The sequence below is a fragment of the Pseudomonas sp. GYB4201 genome, assembly GCF_056312595.1.
On sequence record NZ_JBWGIG010000013.1, the window covers coordinates 14366 to 31071 of the forward strand.

General features: G+C 65.2%; 15 protein-coding genes. 7 read left to right on the top strand and 8 right to left on the bottom strand.

Annotation, left to right across the window (positions count from 1 at the left end; translation table 11 throughout):
• Positions 1–50 precede the first annotated feature (50 nt).
• Genes AC0Z2B_RS14285 through phnD form a run of 5 tightly spaced genes read right to left on the bottom strand, consistent with a single transcriptional unit; the run spans position 51 to position 4408 of the window.
• A complete protein-coding gene (locus tag AC0Z2B_RS14285; protein ID WP_476297431.1) occupies positions 51–1163 on the bottom strand; it encodes a phosphonoacetaldehyde reductase in 1113 nt (370 codons plus the stop codon).
• A gap of 28 nt (positions 1164–1191) precedes the next feature.
• On the bottom strand, positions 1192–1980 hold the full coding sequence (phnE, locus tag AC0Z2B_RS14290; protein ID WP_476297433.1) for a phosphonate ABC transporter, permease protein PhnE: 789 nt from the start codon (positions 1978–1980) through the stop codon (positions 1192–1194).
• Between the two features lies 1 nt (position 1981).
• The gene (phnE, locus tag AC0Z2B_RS14295) at positions 1982–2782 is read right to left on the bottom strand and encodes a phosphonate ABC transporter, permease protein PhnE (protein WP_416425724.1); all 801 of its coding nucleotides are present in this window, start codon (positions 2780–2782) and stop codon (positions 1982–1984) included.
• Entirely contained in the window at positions 2745–3545 is an 801-nt protein-coding gene (gene phnC / locus AC0Z2B_RS14300; RefSeq protein WP_476297643.1) for a phosphonate ABC transporter ATP-binding protein, read from the bottom strand. Before phnC ends, phnE (AC0Z2B_RS14295) begins: the two co-directional genes overlap by 38 nt.
• Positions 3545–4408 carry a phosphonate ABC transporter substrate-binding protein gene (phnD, locus tag AC0Z2B_RS14305; protein WP_476297435.1) on the bottom strand — a complete coding sequence of 288 codons (864 nt, stop codon included), beginning with the start codon at positions 4406–4408 and terminating at the stop codon, positions 3545–3547. The genes phnC and phnD overlap by 1 nt, the downstream gene beginning before the upstream one ends.
• A 113-nt stretch (positions 4409–4521) precedes the next feature.
• Between phnD and AC0Z2B_RS14310 the strand changes: the two genes are divergently transcribed.
• The 6 genes from AC0Z2B_RS14310 (at position 4522) to AC0Z2B_RS14335 (ending at position 9883) form a co-directional block, all read left to right on the top strand.
• On the top strand, positions 4522–5385 hold the full coding sequence (locus AC0Z2B_RS14310) for a LysR substrate-binding domain-containing protein (RefSeq protein WP_476297437.1): 864 nt from the start codon (positions 4522–4524) through the stop codon (positions 5383–5385).
• 113 nt (positions 5386–5498) lie between these two features.
• On the top strand, positions 5499–6383 hold the full coding sequence (locus AC0Z2B_RS14315) for a TauD/TfdA dioxygenase family protein (RefSeq protein ID WP_476297439.1): 885 nt from the start codon (positions 5499–5501) through the stop codon (positions 6381–6383).
• Between the two features lie 13 nt (positions 6384–6396).
• The gene (locus AC0Z2B_RS14320) at positions 6397–7275 is read left to right on the top strand and encodes an ABC transporter ATP-binding protein (RefSeq protein ID WP_416425720.1); all 879 of its coding nucleotides are present in this window, start codon (positions 6397–6399) and stop codon (positions 7273–7275) included.
• Between the two features lie 15 nt (positions 7276–7290).
• The gene (locus AC0Z2B_RS14325) at positions 7291–8157 is read left to right on the top strand and encodes an ABC transporter permease (RefSeq protein WP_475506902.1); all 867 of its coding nucleotides are present in this window, start codon (positions 7291–7293) and stop codon (positions 8155–8157) included.
• Between the two features lie 36 nt (positions 8158–8193).
• On the top strand, positions 8194–9195 hold the full coding sequence (locus tag AC0Z2B_RS14330) for an ABC transporter substrate-binding protein (RefSeq protein ID WP_476297441.1): 1002 nt from the start codon (positions 8194–8196) through the stop codon (positions 9193–9195).
• 232 nt (positions 9196–9427) lie between these two features.
• Positions 9428–9883 (top strand): REP-associated tyrosine transposase, encoded by a 456-nt coding sequence (locus AC0Z2B_RS14335; RefSeq protein WP_476297443.1) that lies wholly within the window; start codon positions 9428–9430, stop codon positions 9881–9883.
• A gap of 220 nt (positions 9884–10103) precedes the next feature.
• Here AC0Z2B_RS14335 and AC0Z2B_RS14340 read toward each other — a convergent pair whose 3' ends face one another.
• The 3 genes from AC0Z2B_RS14340 to AC0Z2B_RS14350 are packed head-to-tail and all read right to left on the bottom strand — an operon-like array spanning position 10104 to position 15889.
• Positions 10104–11510, bottom strand: a complete 1407-nt coding sequence (locus AC0Z2B_RS14340; RefSeq protein ID WP_473003702.1) for an efflux transporter outer membrane subunit — start codon at positions 11508–11510, stop codon at positions 10104–10106.
• Entirely contained in the window at positions 11494–12678 is a 1185-nt protein-coding gene (locus AC0Z2B_RS14345) for an efflux RND transporter periplasmic adaptor subunit (protein ID WP_476297445.1), read from the bottom strand. Before AC0Z2B_RS14345 ends, AC0Z2B_RS14340 begins: the two co-directional genes overlap by 17 nt.
• A complete protein-coding gene (locus AC0Z2B_RS14350; RefSeq protein WP_476297447.1) occupies positions 12668–15889 on the bottom strand; it encodes an efflux RND transporter permease subunit in 3222 nt (1073 codons plus the stop codon). Before AC0Z2B_RS14350 ends, AC0Z2B_RS14345 begins: the two co-directional genes overlap by 11 nt.
• Before the next feature lie 214 nt (positions 15890–16103).
• On the opposite strand from AC0Z2B_RS14350, the gene AC0Z2B_RS14355 reads away from it, so the two are divergent.
• A complete protein-coding gene (locus tag AC0Z2B_RS14355) occupies positions 16104–16517 on the top strand; it encodes a PA0061/PA0062 family lipoprotein (protein ID WP_416425707.1) in 414 nt (137 codons plus the stop codon).
• The last annotated feature ends 189 nt before the right edge of the window (positions 16518–16706 follow it).

A 16706-nucleotide genomic window follows, 5' to 3' on the forward strand; every position in this document is an offset into this window, starting at 1 on the left:
TGGATCCAAAATATCCCAAACGATAGTCTCAGTGCCAGCCTGGATATGTATCAAATGTGATGCGAATCACCCAGCAGGGGCTGGCCGGCGAAGTTGCGCCCGCGGGCGCCCTGGGCCGAGCGTTGCACCAAGGCGGCCCAGCCGCTGTCGTCCAGGCCGTAGTCGGCCAGCTCGCGGCTCACGCCCAGGCGGTCGAGCAACGCTTCCAGCTGCGTAGCGCCAGCTTCGGCCACCTGGCTGGCGTCGACGCCGAACACCCGTGCCAGGCTCTCGTCGATGTCAGCGCCGTGGCCCACCGCCCAGCGCAGCACCCGTGGCAGGCTGAACGAGCAGGCGATGCCATGGGCCGTACCCTGTTCCAGGGTGATGGCGTAGGAAATGTTGTGCGCCAGCGCCGTGCGCGTGTTGGAAAACGCCAGGCCCGCCCAGGTCGCGGCCTGCAGCATGCGGCTGCGCAGGTGCAGGTTGTCGAGGTCGTCGGCCAGGCGCGGCAGCACCTCGATGATGGTTTTCGCCGCCGTTTCGGCGTAGTGCAGCGACAGCGGGTTGCGCTGGGTATTCCAGATGCTTTCCAGGGCGTGGGACAAGGCGTCCAGGCCCGTGGCGACGGTCAGCCCGCGCGGCAGGCTGCGGCCCAGTTGCGGGTCGCACAGGGCCACTTCCGGGTACAGGCGCTCGTGGGCCAGCGACAGCTTGCGCTGGTTGGCCGGGTCCCACACGGTGGCCCAGCAGGTCACTTCGCTGCCGGTGCCGGCCGTGGTGGGGATGGCGATGATGGGCAGGGCGCTGAAGGATTGCGCGCGGCCTTCCAGGTAGTCGAGGGTGCGGGCGAAGTCGCCTTCGAACGCGGCCAGGCACTTGGCGCTGTCGATCACCGAGCCACCGCCCAGGGCTACCAGCACCGGCGGTTGTTCGGCGGCGCAGCTGGCCGGGTACAGGCGCGCGGCGGCATCGCGCAGAAAATCGATGTCGGGGTTCTCGCGCACGTTGTCGATCACCAGCAGCGGGGCGCCGGCCTGCTGTGCCAGGCGCTGGGCCAGGCCGGCGAACAGTGGGTGGTCGTAGGTCAGCAGCACATAGGGGCGGCCGTTGATGAACTCGGCGGTGCGCTCGAAGGCGTCGACGCCAAATTGCAGGTGCACGGGGTTACGGTAGGACCACATCGAAGGGCTCCTTGAAAGAAGTGAAGGTTCAGGCCAGGCGTTGGCGCGCCCAGCCGGACAGGGCGTCGATGGCGACGATGGCCACCAGCAGGATCAGGATCAGCATTGCCGAGCGGCCGTACTGGAACAGCCGCAGGGCGTCGTACAGCGCCTGGCCGATGCCGCCGGCGCCCACCAGGCCCAGCACCGAGCTCATGCGCACGTTGCGGTCGAAGATGTACAGCACGTAGCCCACGGTCTCGCGGCCAATGGACGGCCAGCCGGCGAAGAACAGCGTCTGGATGCGTCCGGCGCCGGTGGCGCGCACGCCTTCGTAGGTGCCTTCGGGCACGCGTTCCAGGCTTTCGGCGATGAATTTGGCCAGGAAGCCCAGGGTGTGCACGCCCAGCGCCAAGGTGCCGGGCAGCGGGCCCAGGCCGATGGCGGCGACGAAGAACAGCGCCAGCACCAGGTCGGGGGTGGCCCGCGACACGCTGAGCGCTTCCCGCACCAGGGTGAAACACACCCGGTTGGGCGCAAGGTTGCGGGCGGCCAGCGGCGCCAGGATGAACGCGCCGACACAGGCAATGGCCGTGCCCCACAGGGCGGTGGCCAGGGTTTGCAGCAGCAGGAACAGCGAATGCGGCAGGTCGCTGAAGTCGGGGCGGGTGTAGCGCGAGAAATACTCGGCGATGTCCTGCAGCGCGTAGCCCAGGCCGTCCACCGACAGGTCCAGGTGCATCACGCACAGGCCGGCCACCGCGAACACCGCGGCAATCAGCAGCGGCGCCGGGTTGAACGGGCGCTTGGGCAGGGCAGGCAATAGGGTCGCGTGCATGTCAGATGATCCTCTTGCGCAGGGCAGCGCTGATACGGTCCAGGGTCGATACCACCAGCAGCACGGCCAGCATGATCAGCAGCAGGCGCGGGAAGTCATACAAGCGCATGGACATCACCAGGTCGTAGCCGATGCCGCCGGCGCCGACGATGCCGAGGATGGTGGCGGCGCGGAAGTTGTGGTCGAGGATGTACATCAGCGCGCCCAACAGGTCCGGCAGCGCCTGGGGCAGGTGGGCGAAGCTGCGCACCTGCAGCCAGCTGGCGTTATGGGCGACCAGGCCTTCCACGGCCTTGTCGTCGACCACCTCGATGGCTTCGGCGAAGAACTTGGCCATGAAGCCCACGGTCACCACCGCCAGCGCCATCACCCCCGGCAGCGGGCCCAGGCCCAGGGCGGCGACGAACACCAGCGCCCAGATCAGGTCGGGCAGGGCGCGGGTGAACGACAGCAGCAGGCGCGCGGCGCGGCCCAGCCACGGCCGAGGCGTGGTGTTGCGCGCGGCGATGATCGCCAGCGGCAGGCTGACGAAGGCGGCGAGCAAGGTCGCCAGGAAGGCAATCTCGAAGGTTTCCAGCAGCTTGATACCCAGCTGCGGCAGGTAGCTCCACTCCGGCACGGTCACCAGCTTGCCGGCGAACTCGGCGAGGTTGCCCAGCGAGTGCAGCAGCTTGAGCGGGTCCATCTCCACCAGCGGCGCGCTGGCCAGCAGCAACACCAGCAGCATTGCCACCAGGCCGATCAGGCGCCAGGGCGCGCGGCCGTCAGGCGTAGGCCAGCAGAGCCGGGACGGGCTGCGCATGGGCGTCTCCTTCACGTTGATAGATGTGCGCCAGGGCGTTGCGGTCCAGTTGCGCGGGCGGGCCGTCGAAGACGATGCTGCCTGCGTTGACGCCGATCACCCGGTCGGCGAAGCGCTTGGCCAGGTCCACCTGGTGCAGGTTGAGGATCACGGTGATGCCGTCCTCGCGGTTGATGGCGGCGAGCATGGCCATGACTTCCTCGGTGGCCAGCGGGTCGAGGCTGGCCACCGGCTCGTCGGCGAGGATGACCTTGGGCTGCTGCGCCAGGGCGCGGGCGATGCCCACCCGCTGCTGCTGGCCGCCGGACAGTTTGTCGGCGCGTTGCCAGGCACGTTCGGTCAGGCCGACCCGGGCCAGCAGGCGCGTGGCCAGTTCCACGTCGTCGCGGCGGAACAGGTGCAGCAGGCTGCCCAGCCACGAGCGCCGGGCCAGGCGGCCGGTCAGCACGTTGGTCATCACCGACAGCCGGCCCACCAGGTTGAACTGCTGGAACACCATGGCCACGCCGCTGCGCACGTGGCGCAGGTTGCGCGGCACCACCTGCACGCCATCGAACAGAATCTCGCCGCCCTGGATGCTTTCCAGGCCGTTGAGCGAGCGCAGCAACGTCGACTTGCCGGCGCCGGACGGGCCGAGAATCACCACGAAACTGCCAGCCTCGATGTCCAGGCTGATGTCTTTCAGGGCCTGGTGGCCGTTGTCGTAGTGTTTGCACACGTGGGTCAAGCGGAAGGCCGGCATGGCGCGCTCCTGTGGCTGCATCACTTGAGCAGGGCGTCGCGGCCCAGCCCCAGCGAGGTGATCATGTCGCGGATCGGTTGGTAGTCGGCCGGCTTGGCCTCGGTGTAGCGGATGTACTTGCCGTAGCCGGTCACCTGCATGTCCTTGTGGGCGTTGTAGAAGGCGTCGCGGATCTTGGCCTTCAGCTCCGGGTCCAGGTCCTTGCGGTAGGTCAGCGGCGAGTCGGGGATGTCCATCGAGGTTTCGATGATGCGGTTGCTTTGCGGGGTGATCAGGCCTTTTTCCAGCAAGATCTTGTAGGAAATGTCATTCGCCGCGGCGGCGTCCACCGCGTGGTTCTTCACCGCCAGCTGGGCGGCGTCGTGGGAGCCGGCGTAGGTGAACTTGCCGAAGAACTGCGCGGGGGTCTGGCCGGTGCGCTGCTTGAGGATGTAGCTGGGCACCAGGTTGCCGCTGGTGGACGCAGGCTCGACGAAGGCGACGTTCTTGCCTTTGAGGTCTTCGAGCTTCTGCACCGGTGAATCGCCCGGCACCACGAAGATGCTCTTGTAGATCGAACGGCCATCGGGGCTCACGCCTACCGCGAAGGCCTCGGCGCCGGCTTCCTGCTCGGCGAGGATGTACGACAGCGGGCCCAGCCAGGCGATGTCCAGGCGCTTCTTGCGCATGGCTTCGATGACGCCGGCGTAGTCGGTGGCGGTGTACATCTTCACGTGCACGCCCAGCTTCTTCTCCAGGTAGGCGCGCATGGGTTCGAAGTGCTGGATCATCTCCTCGTTGTTCTCGGCCGGAATCAGGCCCATCACCAGGTCACGGGCCTGGGCCACGCTGGCGGCGCAGGTGAGGCAGGCCACGGCGGCGATTTTCTTCAGCAACGGCTTCATCGGTGCGTCTCTTTCGGTGACTGATGAGCGAATGTTGCAGAGGCGATATGACAATTGATGCATGAATTTGATAGCTATATACGACCTTAACCATAGCCTCAGGGAATGCACCGATGATCTACGCCCAACTGCGCGCCTTCCTGGCGGCGGCGCGAACCGGCAGTTTTACCGAGGGCGCGCGGCTGCTGAAGATCACCCAGCCGTCGATTTCCAAGCAGATTCGCGAGCTGGAGGAACGCTGCGGCGAACCGCTGTTCGACCGTACCGGCCGTCAGGTGCGCCTCACGCCGCTGGGCGTGCAGGTGATGGCCAGCGCCCGGCGCATGATGGATGCCGAGGTGGACGCGCTGCAGTTGCTCAGCGACGTGCGCGCGCTGGGTTCGGGGCATCTGCGCATTGCCGCCGTGGGGCCCTATCACCTGGTGGAAATTCTCCACGAATTCCACCGGCGCTACCCGCGGGTGCAGGTCAGCGTCGAGTTCGGCCATTCGCAGTACGTGCACGACGCCGTGGAAAACTTCGATGCCGACCTGGGCGTGCTTGCCAGCCAGCAACCGGGCAACGGCCTGGCGCGCCTGCGCGACCGGCAGTGCCCGCTGATGCTGGCGGTGCCGGCGGACCATGTGCTGGCCACGCGCGCCAGCGTGGCGTTGACCGAGCTTGAGGGTGAGCCGGTGATCCACCGCGAGGCGGGTTCCTCAAGCCGGCAGATCTTCGAGGCGGCGTGCCAGGCCGCGGGCGTGCAGCCGGCCAGCGTGCTGGAAATCGGCAGCCGCGAGGCCATCCGCATTGCCATCGCCAAGGGCATGGGCATCGGTTACGTGTCCCAGGACGAGGTGGTGCCCCATGAGCGCATCGTCATCGTGCCCTTTGCCGAGCAGCAGGGGCTGCTGACCAACGCCACGCTGGTGTGGCGCAAGGAGCGGGGCGCCAACACCATCATCAGTGCGTTCCTGGAGATTGCGCAAACCCTGTAGCAGCGGTTACGAGCTATATCGTTATGCATTAACGATATTTAAATTTCGGTTCTTATGCCTATAGAGTTTGGTCATCACCTACTCGTACTCAATAGCCAGAGCCGGAGCCCAGCATGTCCGCCTTATCTTTCGCCCCCCTGCCGTCCCAGACCTTCGAAGTCCGCCCCCTGCAAGGCCTGGTGGGCGCCGAGATCGTTGGCCTGGACCTGAGCCGGCCGCTCAATGACGAAGACTTCGCCCGCGTGCACCGCGCGCACCTGGACTACCACCTGGTGGTGTTCCGCGACCAGCACATCACCCCGCAGCAGCAGATCGACTTCAGCCGCCGCTTCGGCGTGCTGCAGATCCACGTGCTCAAGCAGTTCCTGCTGGCCAACCACCCGGAAATCCTCATCGTCTCCAACATCGTCGAGCACGGCCAGCCGGTCGGCCTGGGCGATGCTGGCAAGTACTGGCACTCGGACCTGTCCTACAAGGAACTGCCAAGCCTGGGCTCGATGCTGTACGCCCAGGAACTGCCCAGCGAGGGCGGCGACACCCTGTTCGCCGACATGCACCGCGCCTGGGACAGCCTGCCGCAACACCTGCAGGACGCGGTGGAAGGCAAGCAGGCGGTGCACTCGTACACCGCCCGCTACAGCGAGGGCAAGAACGCCGCCAACTGGCGCCCGACCCTGACCGCCGAGCAGCTGGCACAGGTGGTGACCGTCAGCCACCCGGTGGTGCGTACCCACCCGGAGAACGGCCGCAAGGCGCTGTTCGTCAGTGAAGGTTTCACCACCCACATCGTAGGCCTGCCGGAAGACGAAAGCCGCGACCTCCTCAACCAGCTGTACGCCCACAGCGTGCGCCCGGAAAACGTCTACCGCCACCAGTGGCAGCCCCACGACATGGTGTTCTGGGACAACCGTTCGCTGATCCACCTGGCTGCCGGCACCCCCGAGCACCTGCGCCGCAAGCTGCACCGCACCACTATCCAGGGCGATGCGCCGTTCTGATCCGGGAGTCACCATGAACGCTGTACTGCAAGGCCACACGGCCAGCGATGTGTTACCTGCGCAGGCAGGCCATCAGGCGACCCCTGAAGTCCTGCTGCAAGTGAGCAACGTCAGTCTCGAATACCGCACCCCCGAACGCGTGGTGCGGGCCACTCACCAGGTCAGTTTCGAAGTCGACCGCAGCGACCGCTTCGTGCTGCTCGGCCCTTCGGGCTGCGGCAAGTCGACCCTGCTCAAGGCCGTGGCCGGCTTCATCAAGCCCAGCGAGGGCGAGATCCGCCTGGGCGGCGCCACCGTCACCGAGCCGGGCCCGGACCGCATCGTGGTGTTCCAGGAGTTCGACCAGTTGCCGGCCTGGAAAACCGTGCTGGAGAACGTCATGTTCCCGCTGCTGGCCTCGCGCACCCTCAAGCGCAAGGAAGCCGAGGAGCGTGCGCGCCACTACCTGGAAAAGGTCGGTCTCAGCGCCTTCGCCAACGCTTACCCGCACACCCTGTCCGGCGGCATGAAGGCCCGCGTGGCCATCGCCCGCGCCCTGGCCATGCAGCCCAAGATCCTGCTGATGGACGAGCCCTTTGCGGCCCTCGACGCCCTGACCCGGCGCAAGATGCAGGAAGAGCTGCTGGAACTGTGGGACGAGGTGCGCTTCACCCTGCTGTTCGTCACCCACTCCATCGAGGAGGCGCTGGTGGTGGGCAACCGCATCCTGTTGCTGTCGCCGCACCCGGGCCGGGTGCGCGCCGAAATCAACAGCCACGAATACGATCTGCAGAGCCTCGGTGGCGTGGCCTTCCAGGCCAGTGCCCAGCGGATTCACCGGCTGCTGTTCGACGAGGCCCAAGGGCCGGTCGAGCAGGACCTGGGTTTCCACGATATCCGCATCGCCTACTGACACCGGAGCCTTGCCATGAGCCTGCAACCGCCTGTGCGCGCCGAATACGAAATCGAGCTGGAACCCTTCACCCAGGCCGCGCTGACCCGCGACATTTCCCTGGCCCAGCGCATCTGGCAACAGGGCTGGGTGCGCAAGACCGTGATCATGATCGCCCTGGCGCTGATCTGGGAAATTGCCGCGCGCATCCAGAACAACGACCTACTGCTGCCCAGCTTCCTGCAGACCGCCCATGCCTTCGTCGACGGCATCGCCACCGGCGAGCTGCTGGGCAAGGTGTGGATCTCCCTGACCGTGCTGATCAAGGGCTACCTGATCGGCATCGTCCTGGCGTTCGGCCTGACCACCCTGGCGGTGTCGACCCAGTTGGGTCGTGATCTGCTCAGCACCCTGACCGCCATGTTCAACCCGCTGCCGGCCATCGCGTTGCTGCCGCTGTCGCTGCTGTGGTTCGGCCTGGGCGACAACAGCCTGATCTTCGTGCTGGTGCACTCGGTGCTGTGGGCGCTGGCGCTCAACACCTATTCGGGCTTCCTGGCCGTGTCGGAAACCCAGCGCATGGCTGGCCGCAACTACGGCCTGCGTGGCCTGCGTTTCGTCTGGTACATCCTGATCCCGGCGGCGCTGCCGTCGATCCTGGCGGGCCTGAAGATCGGCTGGGCGTTCGCCTGGCGCACCCTGATCGCTGCCGAGCTGGTGTTCGGCGCCTCGTCGGGCAAGGGCGGCCTGGGCTGGTACATCTTCCAGAACCGCAACGAGTTGTACACCGACAAGGTCTTCGCCGGCCTGGCAGCGGTGATCATCATCGGCCTGCTGGTGGAAAACCTGCTGTTCAACACCTTCGAGCGCCTGACCATCAAGAAATGGGGTATGCAGCGCTGATACGCCACTCTCTCCACTAAATACGTGAGCATTCAAATGGCCAAGTTATCCCGCCTTTCCATCGCCCTGGGCCTCGTCGGTGCCGTGCTCGGCAGCAGCGCCCACGCCGAAGGCAAGATCAGCATCGCCCAGCAGTTCGGCATTGGTTACCTGATTCTCGACGTGGTGCGCGACCAGCACCTGATCGAAAAGCACGGCAAGGCCGAAGGCATCGACATCACCGTGGACTGGAACAGCATCTCCGGCGCCACCGCCATGAACGAAGCGCTGCTGGCTGGCGCCCTGGACGTGGTGTCGGCCGGCGTGCCGCCGATGCTAACCATCTGGGACCGCACCAAGGGCCGCCAGAACGTCAAGGCCATCGCCTCGCTGGGCTCGATGCCCAATTACCTGCTGACCAACAACCCCAACATCAAGACCCTGAAAGACTTCACTGACAAGGACCGCATCGCCGTGCCGGCCGCCGGCGTCGGCTTCCAGTCGCGCACCCTGCAGATCGAAACCGCCAAGGTCTTCGGCGACGCCGACTTCAAGCGTTTCGACAATTACTCGGTGAGCATCCCGCACCCCGACGCCACCTCGGCGCTGATCGCCGGCAGCTCGGAAATCACCGCGCACTTCTCCAGCCCGCCGTTCCAGTACCAGGAACTGGAAAACCCGAACGTGCACAAGGTGCTCAGCTCCTACGACGTGCTGGGTGGCCAGGCGACCTTCAACGTGCTGTACACCACGCAGAAATTCCACGACGAAAACCCCAAGACCTACAAGGCGTTCTACGACGCGCTGGCTGAAGCGTCGCAGTACATCAAGGCGAACAAGGCCGAGGCGGCCAAGACCTACATCCGCGTGGAACAGTCGAAGTTGCCGTTGGCGTTGGTGGAGAAAATCGTCAATGACCCGGAGATCGACTTCACCATCGTGCCGCAGCGTACGGGGGTGTATGCCGACAAGTTGAATGAGCTGGGGGTGTTGAAGAACAAGGCTGCCAGCTGGAAGGATTTCTTCTTTGAAGAGGCGCAGGGTGGCGCCGGTAGCTAATCGCATGCGGTCAATGCTGAGATAGATGTGTGGGAGCGGGCTCTGCCCGCGAAGCGTACGCCGCAGTGCACCAGACAGTGCGCGGTGGCTTCTTCGCGGGCAGAGCCCGCTCCCACACAGCCCTGCGCCTGGGCGACTATTGAGGTTCTTTGCGCAAAATCCGGTATCAGATCTGTTCCTCGCTTCAGCCTTCCTTTGCCTTCAATGAGTTAATCATTTGGAGGAGGCAAGGATGCTCATCTATCAATCTCAAAAACTGCGCCGGTACCGTTCTTCCGAATGCGGCCGACCCTATCTGCTGACCACTGTCACGCTGGGCAGGTTGCCCACTTTTTCTGACCTTTGGCTGGGTCGCCTTCTGGTTATGCAGATGCGTGAGGCGAACCACCAAGGCCTTGTCCAGTCGCTCGCCTGGGTGATCATGCCTGATCATCTGCACTGGCTGGTCGAGCTCAGGGTGGGGTCGTTGGATGGACTCATGCGTCAGGTGAAATCGAAATCTACCAAGGCCATCAATCTCCGTATTGGCAGAAGTGGCGCGCTGTGGCAGTCAGGGTTTCATGACCGGGCGTTGAGACGGGAGGAGGATATGAAGGCTGTGGCCCGGTACATCGTTGCCAATCCACTGCGCGCGGGGCTTGCCAGGAATATTGAAGATTATTCGTTGTGGGATGCTTGTTGGGTTTGAAGGGCTTGGCTTGGTGTAGTGTTGTGGCTGATAGATGCATGGCTGGGAGCTGCAATATTATCGTCATGCATCTGTCAGCCCTGACGCGCCCTCCGGCCAACCCCGTAGCCGCTGCCGCAGGCTGCGCTGGCCCTCGTTTACGCTGGAGATCTCCAGTGAGGCATAGGGCCAGCGCAGCCTGGCGGCAGCGGCTACGCGGTTGTATGTTTCAGCACATGAATCAGGACTTGGCGGGCTGCCAGCCACCCCCCAACGCAACCATCAACCCCACGCTAGCCTGCAACCTGCGCGTCTGCACATCCTGCAACTTGCGCTGCGCATCCAGCGCCGCGGTCTGCGCCGTGACCACGTCCAGGTAGTTCACCGCACCGGCTTCATAGCTGTTCATGGCCAAGGTCTGCGACTGGGTCGCCGCATCCACTGCCGCCTGCTGGTCGGCCGCTTCCTGCTTCAAATCACGCAGCTGCGAGAGGTTGTCTTCCACCTCGCGCAACGCCTTCAACACGCTGCCGCGGTAGTGTGCGCTGGCTTCGGCGAACTCGGCCTTGGCCTGGTTTTCGGCGCCGGTCAGGCGGCCGCCGGTGAAGATCGGCAGGTTGACCACCGGGCCGATGGCCCAGAAGCGGTTGGTGGCGCTGAGTACGTTGCCCACGCCCATGTCCTGGCCACCGAAGTAGCCGCTCAGGCTGAAGTCGGGGTAGAACGCGGCCTTGGCCACGCCGATGTTGGCGTTGGCGGCAAACACCCGGCGTTCGGCGGCGGCGATGTCAGGGCGACGCTGCAGCAGGGTGCTGGGCAGCTCGGCGGGTACGTCGGGCAGGGCCGGGAATTTGCTGATGGCCGCCAGCTGGAAGGTGGTGGCCGGCTGGCCCACCAGCTCGCCGATGGCGTGCTCGGTGAGGTTGCGCTGGTTGACCACGTCGTCCAGTTGCGCCTGGGCCTGGGCCAGTTCGCTTTGCGCGCGGGTCATGTCCAGTTCGCTGGCGATCTGGCCTTCGTAGCGGTCGCGGGTCAGGTTCAGGGCCTGGGTGTAGTCGTCCAGCGAGGCCTTGAGGATGGCCTGCTGGGCGTCCAGCCCGGCCAGGGTCAGGTACAGGTTGCTGAGCTGGCGCTGCAGGCTCTGGCGCGCCACTTCCAGGTCGTCGGCCGAGGCCTGGGCCTGGGCGTCGCCGGCGGCCACGCGGTTGCGCACCTTGCCCCAGAAGTCCAGGTCCCAGTTCAGGGTGAAGGCCGCGGTGTTGGTGTTGTACACGTTGGGCTGGTCGCTGCCGCGCAGCGGTTTGTTCTCGGACTGGCGCTGGCGCACGGACGAACCCGTGGCGCCGATTTCCGGGAACAGGCCGCCGTGCAACTGGCTGGCGTAGGCCTGGGCCGCATCGAAGTGCGCCAGGGCCGCGGCCAGGTCAGGGTTGGCGGTGATCAGCTTGCCCTGCAGGTCGTTGAGCTGCGGGTCGTTGTACAGCGTCCACCATTGCTGCGGCACGTGGTCGGCTGGCTTGGCAGCCTGCCACGGGCCGCTGTAATGCAGCGGGATCGGTGCGTCCGGCACCTTGTAGGTCGGCGCCAGCGAGCAGCCCTGGAGCACCAGGGCCATCGCCGCTACCAGGCGGTTAAGCTTTAGGGGCATGGGTGTCTCCTGCGTCGGCCAGTTTCACCGGGTCGTTCTCGCGCAGGGAGTCCGGCGGGTTGTCGATGACCTGGTCGGTGGGGGCCAGGCCCTGGTCGATGAACAGGGTGGCGCCCAGGTCCATGCCGATGTGCACGTTGCGCAGGTGCACATGCTTCTGCGCATCAACCACGGCCACCTGGGTGCCGGCGGCGCGGAAGATCAGCGCGCTGCCGGGAATGCTCACGCCCTGGCTGCCCGCAGGCACCTTGAGGGTGACCTCGGTGTAGTCACCGGCCAGCAGTTCGCCCTTGGGGTTGTCGGCGACGAACTGGGCCAGCATGGTGCCGGACTTGGCGTCCACGGCGTTGGAGTTGCCCACCAGTTGTGCATCGAACTGCTCGCCCGGGTGCTCCGGCACGGTCAGGCTTACGTGCATGCCGGTGCGCACGGCCGCGGCGTAGTTCTGCGGCACTGGCACGTAGAGGCGCAGGCGATGGGTGTCAGCCACTTCGAACAGGTCCGGGCCGGTGTCGGCGTCGGCCTTGATCAGTTGGCCGACGTCGGTGTTACGCGCGGTCACGGTGCCGTCGAACGGCGCACGCAGGGTCTTGTAGTTGGACAGGTCGGTGAGGCGCGCGTAGTCGGCGCGGGCCGCCTCGACGTTGGCCTTGGCGGCGTCGGCGTTGGCGACTTTCTCGTCCACTTCCTGTTGCGAGACCGAGTGGGTGCTCAGCAGGTGCTGCCAGCGCGCGGCGCTGGTCTGCGCCAGTTTCTCGTCGGCCTGTTGCTGCAGCAGGTGCGCGTGGGCCTGGGCCAGTTGTTGGTCCAGGTCCGGGCTGTCGATTTCGGCCAGCACCTGGCCGGCTTTCACCGGGGTACCGATGTCGGCTTTCCAGTCCTTCAGGTAGCCGCTGACCCGGGCGTGGATCATCGCCTGGCTCCAGGCCTGCAGGTGCGCCGGCAGCACCAGGGTGTCACCGGTGTTGTTATGGATCGGCTGGAACACGCTGACGATCGGCATCGACTGGGCTTCGGTCCAGCTCGCCACGTTGTCATCGTGACGGGTCCGGGCGGCCAGGCCGCCGGCCACCAGCACGGCGGCCAAGGTCAGGCCGCCGACGCCGAGCACCATCAGGCGCTTGCGCGAAGGCTTCTTTGCGATGGTCGGTAGGGAATCAGACGACATGGGACGTTTCTCCAACGGAAAGCTTGGCGGTGCGGCGTCCATGCACGAGGCTGAACACCACCGGAACGAAGAGCAGGGTGGCCGTGGTGGCCAGGATCAGGCCGCCGATGACGGCGCGACCCAGTGGGGCGTTTTGTTCCTGGGAGATGGCCAGCGGCAGCATGCCGATGATCATCGCCAGGGCGGTCATGCACACCGGACGGAAGCGGGTGAAACCGGCCTCCATGGCGGCCAGCAGGGCGTCGCCGTGCACCTCCAGGCGTTCTCGACAGAAACTCACCACCAGGATGGAGTTGGCGGTGGCCACACCCATGCACAAGATGGCCCCTGTCAACGCCGGTACCGATAGCGAGGTGCCGGACAGGAACAGCATCCAGACGATGCCTGCCAGGGCGGCCGGCAGGGCGGTGATGATCACGAACGGGTCGAGCCAGGACTGGAAGTTGACCACGATCAGCAGGTAGATCAGCACCACCGCGCCGAGCAGGCCCAGGGACAGGCCGCTGAAGGCTTCATGTAGGGCGTCGATCTGGCCGTGCAGGGTGATGGTGGCGCCCTTCGGCCGGTGTGGCGCGGCCAGGTCGATGGCCTTCTGGATGTCGCTGGCGACACCGCCCAGGTCACGGCCTTGAACGTTGGCGTAGATGTCCAGGGTCGGCTGGATGTTGTAGTGGGTGACCACCGCCGGAGTGTCGACGCGGTGGATGGTGGCCAGGCCGCCGAGGATCTGCGATTGGCCGTTGGCGCCGGTCACCGGCAGGGCTTCAAGCTCCGGCATGCTGTCCAGGCGGTACTGCGGCGTTGCTGCCACGATGGAGTAGCTGATGCCGTTTTTCGGGTTCAGCCAGTACAGCGGCGATACCTGCGAGCTGCCGGCCAGCGAGGCGACCATGGAGTTGGTCACGTCGCGTTCGGTGATGCCCAGGCCGTTGGCGCGTTCACGGTTCACGTCCACTTGCAGGGTCGGGTAGCCGTTGGACTGCTGGATGCGCAGGTCGGCGATGCCACGGATGTGCTTCAGCGCGCGCTGCAGTTCCAGGGCGTAGGCGTGGTTGGCGTCGTTGTCCGGGCCGGAAATTTTCACGTCCAGCGGCGCTGGGGCACCGAAGTTGAGGATCTCGCTGCTGATGTCAGCCGGCAGGAACGAGAAGGTGCTGCCCGGGAAACTTTCCGGCAGCACTTCACGCAGTTTCTTCACGTAGTCGGCGGTTGGCTTGTGGCCTTCCTTCAGGGTCACGGAGATGTCGCCGTCCTGCGGACCGGTGGTGCCGCTGGCACTGTAGGCCATGTCGATACCGCTGAGCGGGATGCCGATGTTGTCGATCACGGTGTCCAGTTCATTGGCCGGAATCACTTCACGAATGCGCGCCTCGATACGGTCGAAGGCGGCGGCGCTTTCTTCGATACGGGTGCCCACCGGCAGGCTGACGTGCAGCGACAGGGCGCCAGCGTCGGTGGCCGGGAAGAAGTCTTCACCCAGGGTTGGCAGCAGCGCGAAGGACGCCAGCACGCAGACCATGAAGCCGATCAGGAAGCGCTTGCGGTTTTCCAGGGCCAGGGTGAGGACGCCGTGGTAGCTGTCACGCACGTTGCTGAAGCGCTTCTCGAAGCCCTGCTGGAAGTTCAGCAGGCTTTGCACGAACGCGCCGTGCTTGGGTTTGTGCTGGTCGCCTTCGTGGTGGTTGAGCAGGGCGTTGTCCGGGTGGCGGCCTTCGCCGGCCTCGACCACGTGGGGCTTGAGCAGGAACATCGCCAGGGTCGGCACCAGGGTACGCGACAGGATGAACGACGACGCCATGGCGAAGATCACCGCCAGCGCCATGGGGCGGAACAGGTAGCCGGCAATGCCTTGCAGCATGAACATCGGCACGAACACGATGCAGATACACAGCAGGGAGACGAAGGCCGGGCCGACGATCTGCTTGGCGCCGTCGAGGATGGCGTCCTTCACCTGCTTGCCTTGCTCAAGGTGCCAGTTGATGTTCTCGATGGTCACCGTGGCATCGTCCACCAGGATACCGACGGCCAGCGCCAGCCCCCCGAGCGTCATCACGTTGAGGGTCTGGCCGCTGACCGCCAGCAAGGCAATCGCCGACAGCACCGCCAGGGGAATCGAGGCGGCGATGATGATGGTCGAGCGCCAGCTGCCCAGGAACAGCAGGATCATGGCGCTGGTCAGCAGGGCGGCGATGATGCCTTCGCGGGCCACGCTGCCCACCGATTCCTTCACGAACACCGAGGCGTCGCCCAGCATCGAGGTCTTCAGCGACGGCGGCAGGGTCTCGTTGATCAACGGGAACATGTCGCGAATGCTTTGCACAATCGACAGGGTCGAGATGTTGCCGTTTTTCAGGGCCGGCATCAGCACCGCGCGACGGCCGTCCACCCGCACGATGTTGGTCTGCGGCGGCGAGCCGTCACGCACGTGGGCCACCTGGCCAACGGTGATCACGGCGCCGTCGACGGTCTTGATCGGCAGGTCGTTGAGCTGCTCGATGGCATCCGGGCTGTTGTTCAGCAGCACGGTGTATTCATCGCTGCCCAGTTTGGCGGTACCCACCGGCACGATCTGGTTCTGCGCGGCCAGGGCGTTGCTCACGTCCTGCGCCGACAGGCCCTTGGCGGCCAGCGCTTGGGGGTCCAGGTCGAGGGTGATCTGGCGCTGCTTGCCGCCCATGGGGGTCGGCATGGCCAGGCCCGGCACGGCGGAAAGCGGCAGGCGGATGGAGTTCTGCACCAGGTCACGAATACGCGCTTCGGACAGGGTAGGGCTGGAGAACGCCATCTGCAGGATCGGCACCGTGGAGGCGCTGTAGTTGAGGATCAGCGGCGGCGTGATGCCCGGGGGCATCTGCTTGAGCACGGTTTGCGACACCGCGGTCACCTGGGCGTTGGCGGTACGGATGTCCACGCCCGGCTGGAAGAAGATCTTGACGATGCCCATGCCCGGCAGCGATTGCGACTCGATGTGCTCGATGTCGTTCACCGTGGTACTGAGCGAGCGTTCGTAGGTGTAGATCACCCGGCCGGCCATGGCGTCCGGCGACAGGCCGGTGTAGGACCAGACCACGGCGATCACGGGGATGCCGATGTCGGGGAATACGTCGGTAGGGGTCCGCATCGCGGACAGGGGCCCGATGATGCAGATGAATATCGCCAACACGATAAACGTGTACGGCTTGAGCAATGCGGTCTTTACCAGCCCTAGCATGCCAGGAACCTCCAAAGGGTTTGCGTATGCTGGCAAGTCTTGCTGGAACCACCTAACACAAGCCTTTCATGAAGGTGAAAGATGTTTTAAGGCGCAACTGAAATTCGTTTCACGGTGATTCATTGGTGTTGAAAGAGGGCGGTCATCACACTTGGCATCGATCGAAAACGACCTGCCAGGGCAGGCCACTTCCAACACATTTGAGGAATACCCCATGAATGCGAAAACGCTAATGCTGGTGCCCATGCTTGGGCTGGTCGGTCTGCTCTCGGCCTGCGCCGGGCCCATGCCTGCGCCTAACCCGAACGACGCCTGGGTGGGTTTGAAAGAAGAAACCCAGAACTCGATGCTGGCCGAACAGGTTGACGGCAAGAACCTGAAAGATGGCCGTTACTTCCAGGTAAAACCGGGCGAGCACAAACTTGAAGTGCTGCTGTACGAAGAAAGCACTGCGCAACAGGACGACCAGACCTGCCGCGCCACTATTGATTACAAGGGCTTCAAGCAGGGCAAGCACTACACCCTGGTGGAGAGCAGCCTGGGTGACACCAACCTGCGCGCCGACTTGAAGAATGACCAGGGCAAGACTGTTGCTTCGACTGACAACTTCGATTGCATGTCGGGCTGAGGCTTGCGCGGTAACCAAAGGCCCTGGCGCTTAGCGTGAAGGGCCTTTTTTTTGCGCCCAGCCCAGACGCGGCCTGCGGCCGCTGCTACAGGGGGCGTAGCAGCGGCCGCAGGCCGCCTCCGGTGGACCCCCCGGGGGCCCGCGCCCCGTGATCCTGGCGGCGTCGCCGGGCCCGCAGGCCGCGTCATG